Source organism: Ferrimonas kyonanensis DSM 18153 (genome assembly GCF_000425405.1).
Classification (GTDB): Bacteria; Pseudomonadota; Gammaproteobacteria; order Enterobacterales; family Shewanellaceae; genus Ferrimonas; species Ferrimonas kyonanensis.
Genome location: NZ_KE384364.1, coordinates 214,576 through 229,061, shown reverse-complemented (window position 1 = coordinate 229,061; position 14,486 = coordinate 214,576). Strand labels below are relative to the sequence as shown.

Genomic DNA, 14,486 nt, shown 5'->3' with positions numbered 1-14,486 from the left:
GCGCGGGTTAGAAATTCACTTCGGTTCGAAACCCCAATACGGTCAGGCTTTGCTGCCGTTGTTGCTGGTACTGAAGGTCGACAGAGATGTTGACGGGTCCCAGTTTGAGGCCGCCGCCGATGCGAGCGCCGAGGCCGTTTTCGGTGGGCTGATTCAGTTGGGGCAGGTGGGATTCGGTCAGGCTGACCGAGGTTTGGGTATACCAGGGCCCGCCGCCCCAGCGCTGCTCAAGAGTCAGGGGAATTTGAGTGAAATTGGGATCCTGGTAGGCCAGGGTCGGCGCCGTGACCCATTGGCTGTCGGCGTGCAGCGGTGCTGTCATCAGTGCCAGCCCGAGCAGGCCACAGCGGCCCAACCATAAACACCCTTGCATCGCCTATCCTCCCTGACAGTCAAAAGGCCGGCGTCTTTCGGGACGCCGGCCTTTTAGTATAGTTCAGATTTTTGAGGGTCTTGCCCTAATGGCTATTTAGGTTCTATTCGGACTGTGGTGACCATACTCTCGTTGGCCTCCAGTACCTCGATTTGGTAGGGGCCGATGGACAGGCTGGTGTGCTCTTTAGGGATGTCTTCCAGTGCTTCCAGCACCAGGCCATTGAGGGTCTTAGGGCCATCGGTAGGGAAGTGCCAGTTCATTTCCCGGTTCATGTCACGAATGTTGATGCTGGCGTCCACCTGGTAGCTGCCGTCGTCCTGTTTGCTGATCTCATCGCTGATGGCGGGCTGCAGACCGGTGGTGAAGTCACCGACGATCTCTTCGAGAATGTCCTCCAGCGATACCAGCCCCTGAATGTCACCGTACTCATCCACCACCAGCCCCAGTCGCTCCTTGGCACGCTGAAACTTCAGCAGTTGTACATTCAGCGGCGTACCTTCGGGGACGTAATAGATCTCTCGTACTTCTCGCAGCAGGGTGGCCTTGTCCGTTACCCCCTGCTCCCTGGCCATCAGTCGCAACAGATCGGACAGATGCAGGAACCCGACCACATCGTCGATGTTATCCCGATACAGCAACACCTTGCTGTGGGGGCTGTGGGTCAGTTGCTTCATCATGGTCTTAAAGTCATCGTTGATGTCGATGGCATACAGCTCATTGCGCGGCACCATCACATCCTCGACGGTGACTTTTTCCAGATCCAGAATCGACACCAGCATCTCCCGGTGGCGGCGTGGGATCATGGCGCTGGCTTCATTGAGGACCGAGCGCAACTCGTCGGCAGACAGGTCGTCGCCATCGCCACGCAGGGTGCGGACCCCGGCGACGGAGAGCAGGGCATTGCTGATGCTGTTCACCAACCACACCAGAGGGTAGAACAGGGTCATCAATGGCCGCAGTATCACACTGTTGGGGTAGGCCAGTTTTTCCGGGTACAGGGCTGCCAGGGTCTTGGGGGTGACTTCGGCGAAGATCAGTACGATGAAGGTCAGGGCCCCGGTGGCGACCGCTGGGCCCCAGGCACCGAACCAGCGCTGACATACGATGGTGGCCAGCGAGGCCGCGGCCAGGTTGACGATGTTGTTGCCGATCAGGATCAGGCCGATGAGTCGATCCGGCCTTTCCAGTAGACGTTCTGCCCGTCGGGCTCCCTTGTGCCCCTGTTGGCTCAGGTGTCGCAGCCGGTACCGATTCAGCGACATCATCGCCGTTTCGGTGCCCGAGAAGAAGGCGGAGAGGAAGAGTAGGACAGCCAGCACTATCAGCAGGCTGTCGGTGGATATGTCGTCCAAGAGGTGGCAATCCTTTATGTCGGTTAAGGTCCTAGAATTAGGAAATGGCCGCCCCGTGTCAAGGGCGGCCGCGGGCATTAACCGATGAGCAGTTCTCGCACCAGGCGGTTGCCGAAGTAGGCCAGGGTCAGCAGGACCACGCCGGTCATGCTGTAGATGATGGCGCTACGGATGCGCATGCCGCGGGTACGGTGGCGATACAGCATGGTGCCGTACACCAGCCAGGCCGCCGAGGCGAACACCGCTTTGTGGGCCTGACCGCTGCCGAAGAACCCCTCCAGGAAGATAAACCCGGTGGCCAGGGCGAAGGTCAGCAAGGCAAAGCCGATCATGATCAGGTGATACAGCTGCTTCTCTACCGTCATTAGCGGCGGCAGTGGTGACTCCAGCATCAGCTTACGATCCTTGAGGCGGCGGTTGATGCTGGCCAGCTGAATGGCGTACAGGGCGGCGATGAAGAACACCGCGTAGGACAACAACGAGGTGCCCACGTGAGTGAACAGCGCCGGATCGTTAAACAGGTAGCCTTCATTTTGCGGCAGCAGCACCATGCCGGCGGCCCCGAAAATGCCACAGATGTATACTGCAGGCACCACCACAATCACCTTGATGCGTGGCAGCATCAGGGTAATGGCGGTTGTGATCATCAGCATCACCAGAGAGGCGGTGTTCACCAAGCTGTAGTGTTGGCCGCCGCTCTCGAGAATCATGGGCGTCAGGGCGGCGCCATGACTGAGGACCCCGACGGCGCCGGCAATGGTTGCCAGCTTACGGTTGGGGCCGTCTGAGTGCAGCAGCTTGCTGGCAACCAGATAAAAGGCCACGCCGTAACCCAAAATCGCGCTGATGGCAAAAAACTCCATAATGCCTTGTTCCTCACCTATTGCATCGTTAATTCAGTGGGTAATTACCCTATTTTCTCAAGCTTATCATGCACTATTAAGTTTGGGCAGCGGTTGAAATCGCATTTTCGGTGCTGAATTGCATTTTGTTTGGCCCGGATCAAACTCGGCCCTGACCTCGGTGAGTGGTAGACCCGTGCGCCGGGGTGGGTTTGTGTTTGTAATCGGCACGCCGTTATAATGCGGTGACTCCCCATTAACCGATGCAGCAGGCGATGTTCCAGAATCTATCCGAACGCTTAGGCCAGACGCTGAAAAATATCAGCGGCCGTGGTCGTCTTACCGAAGACAACATTAAAGACACCCTGCGCGAAGTGCGCATGGCGTTGCTGGAGGCCGACGTGGCCCTGCCCGTGGTCCGCGATTTCGTTGCCAAGGTGCGCGAACGGGCCGTGGGCACCGAGGTGTCCAAGAGCCTGAGTCCAGGCCAGGCTTTCATTAAAATTGTTCAGGGTGAACTGGAAGCGGCCATGGGCCAGTCCAACGAAGCCCTCAACCTGGCCAGTCAGCCACCGGCGGTGGTAATGATGGCAGGCCTGCAGGGTGCCGGTAAAACCACCAGCGTGGGTAAACTGGCCAAGCTGCTGAAAGAGCGGGAAAAGAAATCGGTACTGGTGGTCAGTGCCGACGTCTATCGTCCGGCGGCGATCAAACAGTTGGAGACTCTGGCCACCGACATCGGGGTGGAATTCTTCCCGTCCGACGTCAGCCAGAAGCCGGTCGCCATCGCCAATGCCGCGGTGGATCACGCCCGTAAGAAATTCATCGACGTGGTGATCGTCGATACCGCTGGTCGTCTGCACGTCGATGCCGACATGATGGACGAGATCAAGGCGTTGCATGCTGCCATCGATCCGGTGGAGACCCTGTTTACGGTTGATTCCATGACCGGTCAGGATGCGGCCAACACTGCCAAGGCGTTTGATGAAGCGCTGCCGTTGACCGGGGTGATCCTCACCAAGGTGGACGGTGACGCCCGTGGCGGTGCGGCCTTGTCCATTCGCCACATTACCGGCAAGCCGATTAAATTCCTCGGGGTGGGTGAAAAGACCGACGCTCTGGAACCTTTCCACCCGGACCGGGTGGCTTCGCGCATCTTGGGGATGGGGGACGTGCTGTCTCTGATCGAAGAGGTGGAGCGTAAGGTTGATAAATCCCAGGCAGAAAAACTGGCCAAGAAGATCAAGAAAGGGGAGGGTTTTGACCTGACTGATTTTCGTGATCAACTGCGCCAGATGCACAACATGGGTGGCATGATGGGCATGCTCGAGAAGATGCCCGGTGTCGGCCAACTGCCTACCGAAGCCCTGTCTCAGGTGCAGGACGACAAGATGACCAAGCGGATGGAGGCGATCATCAACTCCATGACGCCGGGGGAGCGCGCTCGCCCCGATATCATCAAGGGATCCCGTAAGCGTCGCATCGCCGCCGGCTCTGGCACTCAGTTGCAGGACGTCAACCGGTTGCTGAAGCAGTTTACCCAGATGCAGAAGATGATGAAGAAGATGAAAGGCGGCGGCCTGAAGAAGATGATGCGCGGTATGGGCGGCATGTTGCCCCCTGGAATGAAGATGCCTCGCTGATAATTGCCGTCTTAACAGCTGCTACACTCCAGTGTGGTGGCTACAAACCCGTCGAAATGGTTGCATTGCGGATGCATTCAGGTAAAATCGGCGGGCTTTCTACCTTGGGGCCCCTGCGGCCCCAATTCTATTGCTATAAACACCATTAGAGGAATTACCGTATGGTAACCATTCGTTTAGCTCGTGGCGGCGCCAAAAAGCGTCCGTTTTACCAAGTGGTTGTTGCCGACAGCCGTATGAAGCGCGATGGCCGCTTCATCGAGAAAGTTGGTTTCTTCAACCCAGTTGCAACCGGCCAAGCTGAAAAGCTGCGTCTGGACCTGGCCCGTGTAGATCACTGGGTTGCACAGGGCGCGTCTCTGTCTGACCGTGTTGCTACTCTGGTTAAGGACGCCCGTAAAGCTGCGGCTTAATGGGTATTGGTAGGGTAAGTTGATGAGTCAGCAAGAACTAATGTTAGTCGGGCGCCTTGGCGCACCTCATGGCATTCGGGGCTGGTTGAAGATCACCTCCTTTACCGATGATAAAGAGGGTATCTTTGAGTACCGTCCTTGGTTGATCAACCATGGTGGTCAACAACAAGAAGTAAAAGTGGTGGATTGGCGTCGTCAGAATAACGGCCTGATTGTCCGCTTGGAAGGGATTGAAGACCGCGATGCGGCCGCGTTGTACACCAACAACGACGTCTCTATCTTCGCTCACCAATTGGCTGAGCTGCCGGAAGACGAGTTCTACTGGCGCGATCTGATTGGCTGTAAAGTTGTTAACCAGCAAGGCTACGACATGGGAACCGTTTCCGGCATTCTGGAAACCGGCGCCAATGACGTGCTGGAGATCAAGGCGAACGCAAAAGACGCCTTTGGCAAACGGGAACGTATGGTCCCCTTTGTCCCGGAACAGTTCATCATTGAGGTGAACACATCCGAAAAACACATTACCGTTGACTGGGATCCCAACTTTTAATGGCACAACCGAACGCACTGTGGTTAGGGGTCGTGACCCTGTTTCCCGAGATGTTTCGTGCCGTAACCGAGTTTGGTGTTACTGGTCGCGCCGTGAAAAACGGCTTGCTTGGAGTGCAGACGTGGAATCCTCGCGATTTCACCCATGATAAACATCGCACTGTGGATGACCGGCCTTACGGCGGTGGTCCTGGGATGTTGATGATGGTGCAGCCCCTGCGTGATGCCATCCGTGCGGCGAAAGCCGAAGCGGGTGATGAGGCCAAGGTGATCTACCTGTCGCCTCAGGGTCGCCCCCTTACCCAGTCGGGTGTAGAGGAGTTGGCCGGCAACAAACGTCTGGTGCTGGTGTGTGGTCGATACGAAGGTGTCGATGAACGCATCATCCAATCGGAAGTTGATGAGGAGTGGTCCGTTGGTGACTACGTTCTCAGTGGTGGTGAGCTGCCGGCGATGAACTTGATCGACGCCGTATCCAGGCTGGTGCCTGGGGTGTTGGGCAAGCAAGCTTCGGCAGAGCAGGACTCTTTTTCGGAAGGTCTGCTGGATTGCCCTCATTACACCCGTCCGGAAGTTCTGGACGGTCAGCAGGTTCCGCAAGTGTTATTAAGCGGCAATCATGAATCAATTCGGCGTTGGCGCCTGCAGCAGTCCCTTGGACGCACTTGGCAGCGACGACCCGAGTTACTTGACAACCTAGCTCTGACTGACGAGCAAGCCCAGTTGCTTGCAGAGTTTGCCGCCCAACAGGGGCAGGACGAGCGTTAGAGTTTTCAGTTTAATCTAGGAAGAGAGACATTATGAGCAATATCATCAAGCAGCTTGAACAAGAGCAGATGAAGCAGGACGTACCTGCATTTGGCCCTGGTGACACCGTTACCGTACAGGTTCGCGTAACCGAAGGTAACAAAACCCGTCTTCAGGCTTTCCAGGGCGTAGTTATCGCTAAGCGTAACCGTGGCCTGCACTCTGCGTTCACAGTTCGCAAAATCTCTAATGGTGAAGGCGTAGAGCGTGCGTTCCAGACTCACTCTCCGCTGGTAGAAAGCATCAAACTGGAGCGTCGTGGTCGCGTTCGTCGTGCCAAACTGTACTACTTGCGTACACGTACTGGTAAGGCGGCTCGTATCCGCGAGCGTCTGGGCTAAATTTTATTTAGTCTCGAAGCAGGAAAAGCCCGCCTTTATGGCGGGCTTTTTTCGTTTTATAACCCTTTGAACACGAATTTGCTCACAGATGAGCATTTACTTGCATCTTCACAGTAGACAAGGCACATTGAACTCAGGCCGGCAGCACCGGTTGGGTTCACAAACCTATCGTTAATAAGCCACAGATAGGTACTACTTGGAGAAGCAGTAATGCAAAAGGACAGTATTTACAATATCCACATTCAGTCCGAACAGGTCCTGACTACCCCTGAGCAGTTGAAACAGCAGCTGCCCCTCTCCGAGCAGGCTTATCGATATATTAACGGCGCCCGCGCCAAGGTCGCCGACATCGTACACAAGCGGGACAACCGACTGCTGGTGGTAACCGGCCCCTGTTCCATTCACGATGTGGCCTCGGCCAAAGAGTACGCCCTGAAGCTGAAGACCCTGCACGACGAGCTCAGCGATCAGATGTACATCCTGATGCGAGTGTATTTCGAAAAGCCGCGTACCACCGTGGGTTGGAAAGGGCTGATCAACGATCCGGACATGGACAACTCCTTCGATGTCGAGAAGGGGCTGCGCAATGCTCGTGAATTGCTGATCTGGCTGGCGGAGCTGGGATTGCCGGTGGCCACCGAAGCCCTGGATCCCATCAGCCCTCAGTACCTGGGGGAGTTGTTCTCCTGGTCGGCCATTGGTGCCCGCACCACCGAATCTCAGACTCACCGGGAGATGGCCTCGGGGCTGTCGATGCCGGTGGGCTTTAAAAATGGCACCGACGGCAAGCTGGACGTGGCCATGAATGCGTTGCAGTCCGCCGCCAGCGGCCACCGTTTTATGGGCATCAACCAGGCCGGGCAGGTGGCATTGATGCAGACTCAGGGCAACCCGGACGGTCACGTGATTCTGCGGGGCGGCAAACAGCCGAATTACGACTCGGTCAATGTCGAGCTGTGTACCCGCCAACTGCATGAGGCGGGGCTCACTTCCCGCCTGATGGTGGATTGCAGTCACGGTAACTCTTCCAAAGATCACCGTCGCCAGCCCTTGGTGGCACAAAACGTCTTCAACCAGATTCAAGAGGGCAATACCTCGATCATCGGCATCATGCTGGAGAGCCACCTGAAGGCGGGCAATCAATCCTCGGAGCTGCCGAAGGAGGAGATGGAATATGGGGTATCCATTACCGATGCCTGCATCGATTGGGACGACACCGAGCAGCTGCTGCGCCAAGGGGCCCGGGAACTGGCGCCAATCTTGCCGACGCGCTTTGGAGGTCAATGATGGCAGAACGAAGCAGTCAGGAACTGGACCGGTTGCGGGACCGCATCGACGAGGTCGATAAAGAGCTGCTGACGTTGTTGCGTCGCCGCCTCGATCTGGTGGGCGAGGTGGGCAGCATCAAGCACGAGCAGGGCCTGCCCATCTACGCGCCGAAGCGGGAAGCGGCGATGTTGATGAAGCGTCGTGAGGAGGCCACCCTGATGGGGGTGCCTCCGCAGTTGATCGAAGATCTGCTGCGGCGCATCATGCGCGAGTCTTATGCCAGCGAGAATGACGTCGGCTTTAAATGCATCAACCCCGATGTCGGCCCCATCGTCATCGTCGGCGGTGCCGGTAAGCTGGGAACCCTGTTCAGCCAGCTGTTCCGCCTGTCCGGCTACGAAGTGCGGATTCTGGATAAGGACGACTGGCCCAACGCCGATGCCATTCTCGATGGTGCCGGAGTGGTGGTGGTCAGTGTGCCGATTCACCATACCAATGCGGTGATTGCACAATTGCCTGAATTGCCACCGGAGTGCGTGCTGCTGGATCTCACCAGCATCAAACAAGCGCCGCTGGCGGCCATGCTCGGTAAGCATCAGGGGCCGGTGGTCGGCTTACACCCGATGTTTGGCCCGGACTTGTCCAGCCTGGCCAAACAGGTGGTGGTGGTTTGTCATGGCCGCGACGAAGCCCGCTATCAGTGGTTGCTGGAGCAGATTCGCATCTGGGGCGCCCGCATCCATGAAGCGTCGGCGGCGGAACACGATCAGGCGATGCAACTGGTGCAGGCGATGCGCCACTTTACCGCCTTTGTGTATGGCGCTCACCTGCGCCGGGAGCGGGCGGATCTGGATCAGCTGTTGCAATTCAGTTCGCCGATCTACCGCCTGGAGCTGGCGATGGTCGGTCGCTTGTTTGCACAGGACGCCAAGCTGTATGGCGACATCATCTTCTCTCAGCCAGATACCCTGGCCCGGGCCCGGCACTATATGGACCGCTATCAGGAGGCGTTGAAGATGCTGGAGCATGGCGATAAAGCCGGCTTTGAGGCTCAGTTCAACGACATCGCCGACTGGTTTGGTGACTTCGCCAATCAGTTTCAGAGTGAAAGTGGCAACATGTTGCTCAGCGCCAACGACAACCGCTCCGAGGGCTGAGGCCCAAAAGATCCAAAGTCACCGAATCAACACCGGGCCCTGGCCCGGTGTTTTTGTTTCTGCCGTTACAGCCGGTAGTGCCGCAGCTGCTGATCCAGCGCCGCGGCCAATTGCTGCAGCGAGCGGCTATTGTCACTGCTTTGCTCACCGGCGGCGATGGCGCTGTGCAACTGCTGCTGGCTGTCGTTCACCAATTGCTGCACCTGCTCGGTGAGACTGACTTGGCTCCGGCAGCGCTCCGCCACTCGATCGCTGCTGTTGAGAATGCCGGTCAGGCCCTGCTCCAGGCTTTGCAGGGCGTCGGCCAATCGCCGAACCCGCTCATCGGCGCTGTTGGCCTGAGCGGTAGACAGTCCCATGGCGGTGACCACCTCGGCAGTGGTGGAGGTGACGTTTTCGATCATCCGCCGAATCTCCGAGGTTGAGCCGGCGGTGCGAGTGGCCAGGGTGCGAACCTCATCGGCGACCACCGCAAATCCTCGCCCCTGTTCGCCGGCCCGGGCGGCTTCGATGGCGGCATTGAGGGCCAATAGATTGGTTTGTTCGGCAATTTGGGCAATCTCACTGACCACCGAGTCGATCTGTTCGGTGGTCTTATCCAGCTGGTCGGTGATGCTGTGAGCCTGATGGATACGCGCACTCACTCCCTCGACCTCGAGACGGGCATCGGTCATCAGCGACAGCCCCTGTTGCATCTGATGTTTCAACGTCTGGACTCGATCCACATCGTGACGAGTCTCATCGGCCATCTGCCGGGCGTGGTGCGCCAGGTGGCCATTGGCATCCTGAATGTTGGCCAGCATCGCATCCTGGCGGCCGGTAGCCTGACAGGCATCGGTCGCGGCTTGCTGCATCTGCTCACTCTGCTGACGAACGGCGCCGGTGGCGTGATGGGTGTCGGTCACCAGGGTTCGGGTGGCCTGTGCCAGGGCGTTAAACTGACGGCCAATTTCGTTGAGTTCATCCCGACCGCTCAGCGTGATGCGGGCGCTGAGGTTGCCCTGGGCGAACTCGGTGGCGGCGTCACGGGTGGCCTCCACCATGGCGGTCATCTGTCGATAGAAGCCTGTCATCAGCCATACCGCCATCAGCAGTGACAGCGCCAGCAGGCCGGATTGCAGCCACAGGCTGTGTTGAATGGCAGCTCTGGCGTCGGTTAATTGCCGTGCGATAAGGCCATCGAGCTGCTCGTGGGTGGCACTCAGGCGTTGCAGTAACGCCGTTTGTTGTTGCGGCGCCGATAGGCTGGGGTCAACTTCATCGGCATCGATGAAATGGCGTTGCACCCAGTCCAGGTATTGGCGTATCTGCACCGAGGGATCCAGGTGTTGCCAGCGATCGGGCCTGGCCTCGGCGGCGAACACCATGGCGCCGTTCAGTCCTTTGAACTTGCGGTTCAGGCGTTCGAGCTGGGCACTGAGAGCCAGGTACAGCTCTGGGGTAAAGCGCCCCTGTTGCTGCAGTGCCCGTATCAGACCGTTCAGCTGCGCCAACTCCAGTTGCCAGCTAACGTGGCCGTGGGACCACAGTGCCAGGGCCATGGGGTCGTCGATAAAGGTGGCGAGGCCGGCTTGGTTGGTCTGGCCAGACAGCCATTGAACGACGGTGTCCACGTCGGTGATCTGGTCACTGCTGAGCTCGGTGTTAAGCGGCTCAGGCATCGACGCGGCTGCGGCGGGTGTGGCGGGCAGAGGGGCGTCACCGAAGCGCGCCAGTTGGCGAGCCTCATCGAACCGCCACCGCTGCTGCCAGTACGGCTGCAGTGCCAACAGCTGTTGGCGGGTGCTCTGTGCTTGTTGAATGTGCTCAAGCTGAGCCAGTTTTTGGGTGGCAAAGGGCAGCAGCAGTGCCAGTAACGGCAGCAGCAGCAGTAGAGTCAGTAGCAGGATCTTGAATCGAAAGGTAAGTTGCGCCATCAGGCGCTCGGCCAGAGCAAACATGGCATGCCGTCCTTGGAAAACTGTCAGTGTTGAATAGACCGGTAACCTGGGCTGGCTATTTCATTGAAATGAATGTTTTGAATAAAAAAAGCCGCCAGATGGCGGCCTGTGTTTACATGCTGAGTCACTCCAGCTCGGTGGGCATGATGCGCTCGCTCTGATAACAGCCGAGAATCTTGATGAAGCGGGTGATGGGCACCAGCTCTGCCAGGGCTTGCTTCATATTGTCGCTGTTGATGTTGGCCTCAATGTCCAGGTAGAACATCTCCTCCCAGGGGTTGCCAGGAATCGGCCGGCTGGTGAGTTTGCTCATGATCAGGCCGTTGTTTTTCAGCACCAGCAGCGCGTCCACCAGGGCACCGGCTTTCTGGCCGGTGGCCATAATCAGGGTGGTTTTAGCCGGTACCTGAACCGGTACGTCTTTGGCTTTACGGGACACCAGAATGAAGCGACTCTCATTTTCCGCCTGGTTGGCCAGTTTCTCCTGGCGGGGTTCCAGGCCATACAGTTCGCCGCCGGCCTTGCTGGCAATGGCGGCGCGGGTGGGGTCCTGGCTGTCTTTCACCTGCGCCATGGCGTGGGCGGAGCTGGCGCAGTACTCCAGCTTGACGCCATGATACTGCCGCAGGTGATTGCTGCACTGGGAGATCACCTGGGGGTGGGCATAGATGGTGGAGATGGCCGACAGATCGGCGCCAGGCAGGGTCAGCAGACAGTGGCCGATGGTTTCGGTGGTTTCGCCGACGATCTGCAGGTGGGTCTGCTGGAGCAGGTCATAGACCTCGTTGATGGAGCCGGAAGAGGTGTTTTCGATGGGCAGAATGCCGTAGTCCGCATTGCCGCGCTCCACCGCTTGCACAACGTCATCAAAGTTGGGGCAGCCCAGCTCCACCAGTGAATGGTCGCGGCGGGCAAAATAGCCGTGGGCGGCAATGTAGCTGTAGCTGCCTTTGGCCCCAAGGTAGGCGACGGTGACCAGATCCTGAGAGGTGTTCTGTTGTCCCTGCAACCAGGCTTGTTGGCGCAATACCGAGTCTTCAATAATGGTTTGAAATAGCCGCACTACGTACTGGGCGTCCAGCCCCTGCTCTTTGCCCAGGGCGACCAGTTTCTCCAGCAGTTGTTGCTCCCGCTCCTGATCCCGTACCGGTTTCAGGTCAATCTCTTTGCTGCGGGCCACATTCAGTGTCAGCTGGCGACGCTTGGCCAACAGGGACAGCAGTTCGCCATCGACGTTGTTGATGTCGGTTCTGATTTTATTTAGGTCCATCTCATCCTCGGTTTAGTGAGCCCATGGCGCGGCTGATACAAAAAAGCCTCCCCGGCTGGGGAGGCTTGCTTGGGTTGGTTACTTTCTTTTTGACACCCGAGTCCCGCCTCCCTATTTGGGGGGTGTAAAAAAGAAAATAAACAGGTCGTGCTGTGGCAGAGTTTGCATGGGCTTACACTAGCGGCTTGTTGGTGCGGTTGTCAATAAACCAAAAGCGCCAGCTGTTTGCCGGCGCCACTCCTTTCCTATGTGGGTCGAAACCTCAACCCGGGGTCGTTCAGGCGGCGGATTCCGCCTCTTCTGCCTCTACCTCGATTTCGATGGCGGCAGGCTTGATATGACGCTTGGACTGGTCTTTGTGAGTGTGTCGATTCAGTTGACGTTCCAGGCGTTGTCCCATCTGGTTGATGGCGTTGTACAGGTTCTCATGAGACGCTTTGGCAAACAGTTTACCGCTGGGAATGCCCATAGAGGCTTCAATCTGAAACTCGGGTCCTTCTTGGGTGATGATGACATGGGGGGTAATCAGGTTGACTTCATGACGCTCCAGTTTCTCAAACCGGCTCTCGATGCGCTCACGAATGGGGTCGGTAACGGTGAGGTGTTTGCTGGTAATTTCAATTCTCATAGAGTTCCCCTTCTGTTAACCCAAAATCAGGTTCAACTTCAGACTACCCCTACCACTGGGCGCGGGTAAAGTGATCTCGATCACCTTTTTGGTGAATGCTGCAAACTTATCCAACCGGTTCAACTTAGGTTAAAAAAACCCACTTTTCTGCTTGAGGGATAACCGAAACAAGCGCATTATGGGTGGGATTTAGGGCGAAGGAGTGCCGCGGTTTGACTGTTAATTGACCGCATTTTTGAATCTCCTTGCCTGACCGGATTCCAAGGAGTTTATGGTGAAGGTTAAGATCTGGGATGGCATGGTTAGGCTGTTCCACTGGGGCTCGGTTGCGCTCCTGCCTCTGTGTTGGTTCACTGCCGAACAGGGGATGATGGAGTGGCACATGACCTGTGCATACCTGCTGATGGTGCTGTTGATGGTGCGCCTGTTGTGGGGATTCATCGGTACCACCACTGCCCGATTCAATCATTTCGTCCGCCGTCCTGGCGCGGTTCTGCACTACCTCTTTAATTGGCATGCCCATGAACGCCCCTACTTTGGTCATAATCCGGCCGGAGGCTATATGGTGGTGGTGATGATGCTGTTGCTGATGGCACAGGTGATGACCGGTTTGTTCGCCACCGATGACATTCTGGCGGAGGGGCCGTTGTCGTCATCGGTCAGTGGCGCGTTGGCCGGGACCATGACCAGCCTGCATCACTGGTTCTTTGACCTGATTGTGGTGACCGTGCTGATGCACCTGTGTGCCATCGTGTTTTATCGAATCAATGGGGTCAATCTGGTGGAGGCGATGATCACCGGTTACGGCATGACCGCCGGCGGTCGACGCTCGAATGCGGTGGCGCCCATCTGTTGGCTGGTGCCCTTGGTGTTGGTGGGGGGAACCGTGCTGTATTGGCTGATACTGCCGTTATGGTGAAGCAATCACTTACCGACAAAGGGCTGCCATGGGCAGCCCTTTGTGGTTATCAGTCCTGCTTGAACTGATCGTGGCAGCTTTTACAGGCCTTGCCGGTGGCGCCAAAGGCTTGTTTGATCGCCTTGGCGTCGCCGCTGCCACTGACTTTGGCCAGGTTGGCAGACGCGCTCTGGAACTCTTTGGCGATCTGATCGAACTTGGCGCTGTCGCTCCAGACGGAGGCCAGGGCTTCGGTATCCCCTTTGTTGGATCCCGGTACTTTGAACGCCTCAAAGGGGATCTGGCTCAACAGAGACAGGTGCTGAGCCCGGCGCTGAAACGCGTCGGCGTCCATCTCTTTTTTCCCTTTGACCATGGCGTACATGTCACCAAAGTTCTCTTTGATCAGCCCAAAGGCGTGTTGCCGGTAGGCGATGGCGTCGTCGGCGCTGTTAAAAGCACCTTCGGCAATGGCGCTGCCACTGGTGGAGACGAGCAGGGCGGCCAACAGCATTGAACATCTTGTCATTGTTATGTTTTCCCTAAGTATGTTGTTCCGCTGTGAATAATAACGCCAAACCGCCCCCGTGACCAAGTTCTCGTTTGTGTCTGAAAGTGTCGTCGACTTCGCAGATTTTCGGAATGGCGTTCGCTTTTGTCCTGCTGTAACGGTGTAATGCTACGGCATTACATGTGGAGTAAACATTTTATGGAATCTGAGTATTGGGATAAGGCGCTGGAACTTATCGCTGAGCAAGGCCGAAAGGAATCTCTGGCGCCGTTGTTTTTGTTGCTGTTAACCCTGGATGAACGTGAAGCCATCGGTGCCCGATTGGCGGTGTTCCGGGCATTACTGGCCGGGGAGTTGACTCAACGTCAGATCGCCGCAACATTGAACGTCAGCATTGCCACCATCACTCGTTGCTCAAACACATTAAAAAATTTATCCGACGCGGAGCGGGATAGGCTGCAAAGCCTGATTCTCTCGGCACCATAACAAT

The 14,486-nt window shown here is 57.2% G+C and carries 15 protein-coding genes, 1 pseudogene and 1 other annotated feature; of the genes and pseudogenes, 9 read left to right on the top strand and 7 right to left on the bottom strand.

Annotated features, from left to right (window positions below; genetic code table 11):
* Nucleotides 1-7 precede the first annotated feature (7 nt).
* The 3 genes from H598_RS0116555 to H598_RS0116545 all read right to left on the bottom strand — a co-directional run bounded on the left by H598_RS0116555 (nucleotide 8) and on the right by H598_RS0116545 (nucleotide 2,591).
* Complete coding sequence (locus H598_RS0116555; protein WP_028113990.1) at nucleotides 8-373, bottom strand: hypothetical protein; 366 nt, start codon at nucleotides 371-373, stop codon at nucleotides 8-10.
* A gap of 92 nt (nucleotides 374-465) precedes the next feature.
* Nucleotides 466-1,728 carry an HlyC/CorC family transporter gene (locus H598_RS0116550; protein WP_028113989.1) on the bottom strand — a complete coding sequence of 421 codons (1,263 nt, stop codon included), beginning with the start codon at nucleotides 1,726-1,728 and terminating at the stop codon, nucleotides 466-468.
* Nucleotides 1,729-1,805: 77 nt separating this feature from the next.
* Complete coding sequence (locus H598_RS0116545; protein WP_028113988.1) at nucleotides 1,806-2,591, bottom strand: cytochrome C assembly family protein; 786 nt, start codon at nucleotides 2,589-2,591, stop codon at nucleotides 1,806-1,808.
* A gap of 254 nt (nucleotides 2,592-2,845) precedes the next feature.
* Here H598_RS0116545 and ffh point away from each other — a divergent pair, with 254 nt between their 5' ends.
* The 7 genes from ffh (at nucleotide 2,846) to tyrA (ending at nucleotide 8,749) form a co-directional block, all read left to right on the top strand.
* Nucleotides 2,846-4,213, top strand: coding sequence for a signal recognition particle protein (gene ffh, locus H598_RS0116540; RefSeq protein WP_028113987.1), 1,368 nt, complete (start codon nucleotides 2,846-2,848; stop codon nucleotides 4,211-4,213).
* A 161-nt stretch (nucleotides 4,214-4,374) separates the two neighbouring features.
* Nucleotides 4,375-4,626 (top strand): 30S ribosomal protein S16, encoded by a 252-nt coding sequence (gene rpsP, locus H598_RS0116535; RefSeq protein ID WP_028113986.1) that lies wholly within the window; start codon nucleotides 4,375-4,377, stop codon nucleotides 4,624-4,626.
* A 19-nt stretch (nucleotides 4,627-4,645) separates the two neighbouring features.
* Nucleotides 4,646-5,176 (top strand): ribosome maturation factor RimM, encoded by a 531-nt coding sequence (gene rimM / locus H598_RS0116530; RefSeq protein WP_028113985.1) that lies wholly within the window; start codon nucleotides 4,646-4,648, stop codon nucleotides 5,174-5,176.
* Between the two features lie 17 nt (nucleotides 5,177-5,193).
* Entirely contained in the window at nucleotides 5,194-5,943 is a 750-nt protein-coding gene (gene trmD, locus H598_RS0116525) for a tRNA (guanosine(37)-N1)-methyltransferase TrmD (protein WP_028113984.1), read from the top strand.
* 32 nt (nucleotides 5,944-5,975) lie between these two features.
* Nucleotides 5,976-6,323, top strand: coding sequence for a 50S ribosomal protein L19 (gene rplS, locus H598_RS0116520; RefSeq protein ID WP_028113983.1), 348 nt, complete (start codon nucleotides 5,976-5,978; stop codon nucleotides 6,321-6,323).
* A gap of 210 nt (nucleotides 6,324-6,533) precedes the next feature.
* Entirely contained in the window at nucleotides 6,534-7,610 is a 1,077-nt protein-coding gene (locus H598_RS0116515; protein ID WP_028113982.1) for a 3-deoxy-7-phosphoheptulonate synthase, read from the top strand.
* Nucleotides 7,610-8,749, top strand: coding sequence for a bifunctional chorismate mutase/prephenate dehydrogenase (tyrA, locus tag H598_RS0116510; protein ID WP_028113981.1), 1,140 nt, complete (start codon nucleotides 7,610-7,612; stop codon nucleotides 8,747-8,749). Before H598_RS0116515 ends, tyrA begins: the two co-directional genes overlap by 1 nt.
* Before the next feature lie 65 nt (nucleotides 8,750-8,814).
* Here the strand turns inward: tyrA and H598_RS0116505 are convergent, their stop codons facing one another.
* The 3 genes and pseudogenes from H598_RS0116505 to hpf all read right to left on the bottom strand — a co-directional run bounded on the left by H598_RS0116505 (nucleotide 8,815) and on the right by hpf (nucleotide 12,587).
* On the bottom strand, nucleotides 8,815-10,689 hold the full coding sequence (locus H598_RS0116505; RefSeq protein ID WP_028113980.1) for a methyl-accepting chemotaxis protein: 1,875 nt from the start codon (nucleotides 10,687-10,689) through the stop codon (nucleotides 8,815-8,817).
* 130 nt (nucleotides 10,690-10,819) lie between these two features.
* Nucleotides 10,820-11,959 (bottom strand): annotated as a pseudogene (locus H598_RS24750) (chorismate mutase); the annotation flags it as partial.
* Nucleotides 11,960-11,996: 37 nt separating this feature from the next.
* Nucleotides 11,997-12,122: a sequence feature (Phe leader region), on the bottom strand.
* A gap of 114 nt (nucleotides 12,123-12,236) precedes the next feature.
* Nucleotides 12,237-12,587 (bottom strand): ribosome hibernation-promoting factor, HPF/YfiA family, encoded by a 351-nt coding sequence (gene hpf, locus H598_RS0116495; protein ID WP_028113979.1) that lies wholly within the window; start codon nucleotides 12,585-12,587, stop codon nucleotides 12,237-12,239.
* A gap of 271 nt (nucleotides 12,588-12,858) precedes the next feature.
* On the opposite strand from hpf, the gene H598_RS0116490 reads away from it, so the two are divergent.
* Nucleotides 12,859-13,506, top strand: a complete 648-nt coding sequence (locus H598_RS0116490; RefSeq protein ID WP_035416054.1) for a cytochrome b/b6 domain-containing protein — start codon at nucleotides 12,859-12,861, stop codon at nucleotides 13,504-13,506.
* Between the two features lie 49 nt (nucleotides 13,507-13,555).
* Here H598_RS0116490 and H598_RS0116485 read toward each other — a convergent pair whose 3' ends face one another.
* Complete coding sequence (locus H598_RS0116485; RefSeq protein ID WP_028113977.1) at nucleotides 13,556-14,014, bottom strand: c-type cytochrome; 459 nt, start codon at nucleotides 14,012-14,014, stop codon at nucleotides 13,556-13,558.
* A gap of 180 nt (nucleotides 14,015-14,194) precedes the next feature.
* Here H598_RS0116485 and trpR point away from each other — a divergent pair, with 180 nt between their 5' ends.
* Nucleotides 14,195-14,482 carry a trp operon repressor gene (trpR, locus tag H598_RS0116480; RefSeq protein WP_028113976.1) on the top strand — a complete coding sequence of 96 codons (288 nt, stop codon included), beginning with the start codon at nucleotides 14,195-14,197 and terminating at the stop codon, nucleotides 14,480-14,482.
* Nucleotides 14,483-14,486 lie beyond the last annotated feature (4 nt).

Excerpts from the sequence above, each read along its gene's own strand:
- rplS (WP_028113983.1), top strand. The coding sequence starts at position 5,976 with ATGAGCAATATCATCAAGCAGCTTGAACAAGAGCAGATGAAGCAGGAC.
- H598_RS0116545 (WP_028113988.1), bottom strand. The coding sequence starts at position 2,591 with ATGGAGTTTTTTGCCATCAGCGCGATTTTGGGTTACGGCGTGGCCTTT.
- H598_RS0116485 (WP_028113977.1), bottom strand. The coding sequence starts at position 14,014 with ATGACAAGATGTTCAATGCTGTTGGCCGCCCTGCTCGTCTCCACCAGT.
- H598_RS0116555 (WP_028113990.1), bottom strand. The coding sequence starts at position 373 with ATGCAAGGGTGTTTATGGTTGGGCCGCTGTGGCCTGCTCGGGCTGGCA.
- H598_RS0116505 (WP_028113980.1), bottom strand. The coding sequence starts at position 10,689 with ATGTTTGCTCTGGCCGAGCGCCTGATGGCGCAACTTACCTTTCGATTC.
- H598_RS0116490 (WP_035416054.1), top strand. The coding sequence starts at position 12,859 with ATGGTGAAGGTTAAGATCTGGGATGGCATGGTTAGGCTGTTCCACTGG.
- rpsP (WP_028113986.1), top strand. The coding sequence starts at position 4,375 with ATGGTAACCATTCGTTTAGCTCGTGGCGGCGCCAAAAAGCGTCCGTTT.
- tyrA (WP_028113981.1), top strand. The coding sequence starts at position 7,610 with ATGGCAGAACGAAGCAGTCAGGAACTGGACCGGTTGCGGGACCGCATC.
- ffh (WP_028113987.1), top strand. The coding sequence starts at position 2,846 with ATGTTCCAGAATCTATCCGAACGCTTAGGCCAGACGCTGAAAAATATC.
- hpf (WP_028113979.1), bottom strand. The coding sequence starts at position 12,587 with ATGAGAATTGAAATTACCAGCAAACACCTCACCGTTACCGACCCCATT.
- H598_RS0116515 (WP_028113982.1), top strand. The coding sequence starts at position 6,534 with ATGCAAAAGGACAGTATTTACAATATCCACATTCAGTCCGAACAGGTC.
- trpR (WP_028113976.1), top strand. The coding sequence starts at position 14,195 with ATGGAATCTGAGTATTGGGATAAGGCGCTGGAACTTATCGCTGAGCAA.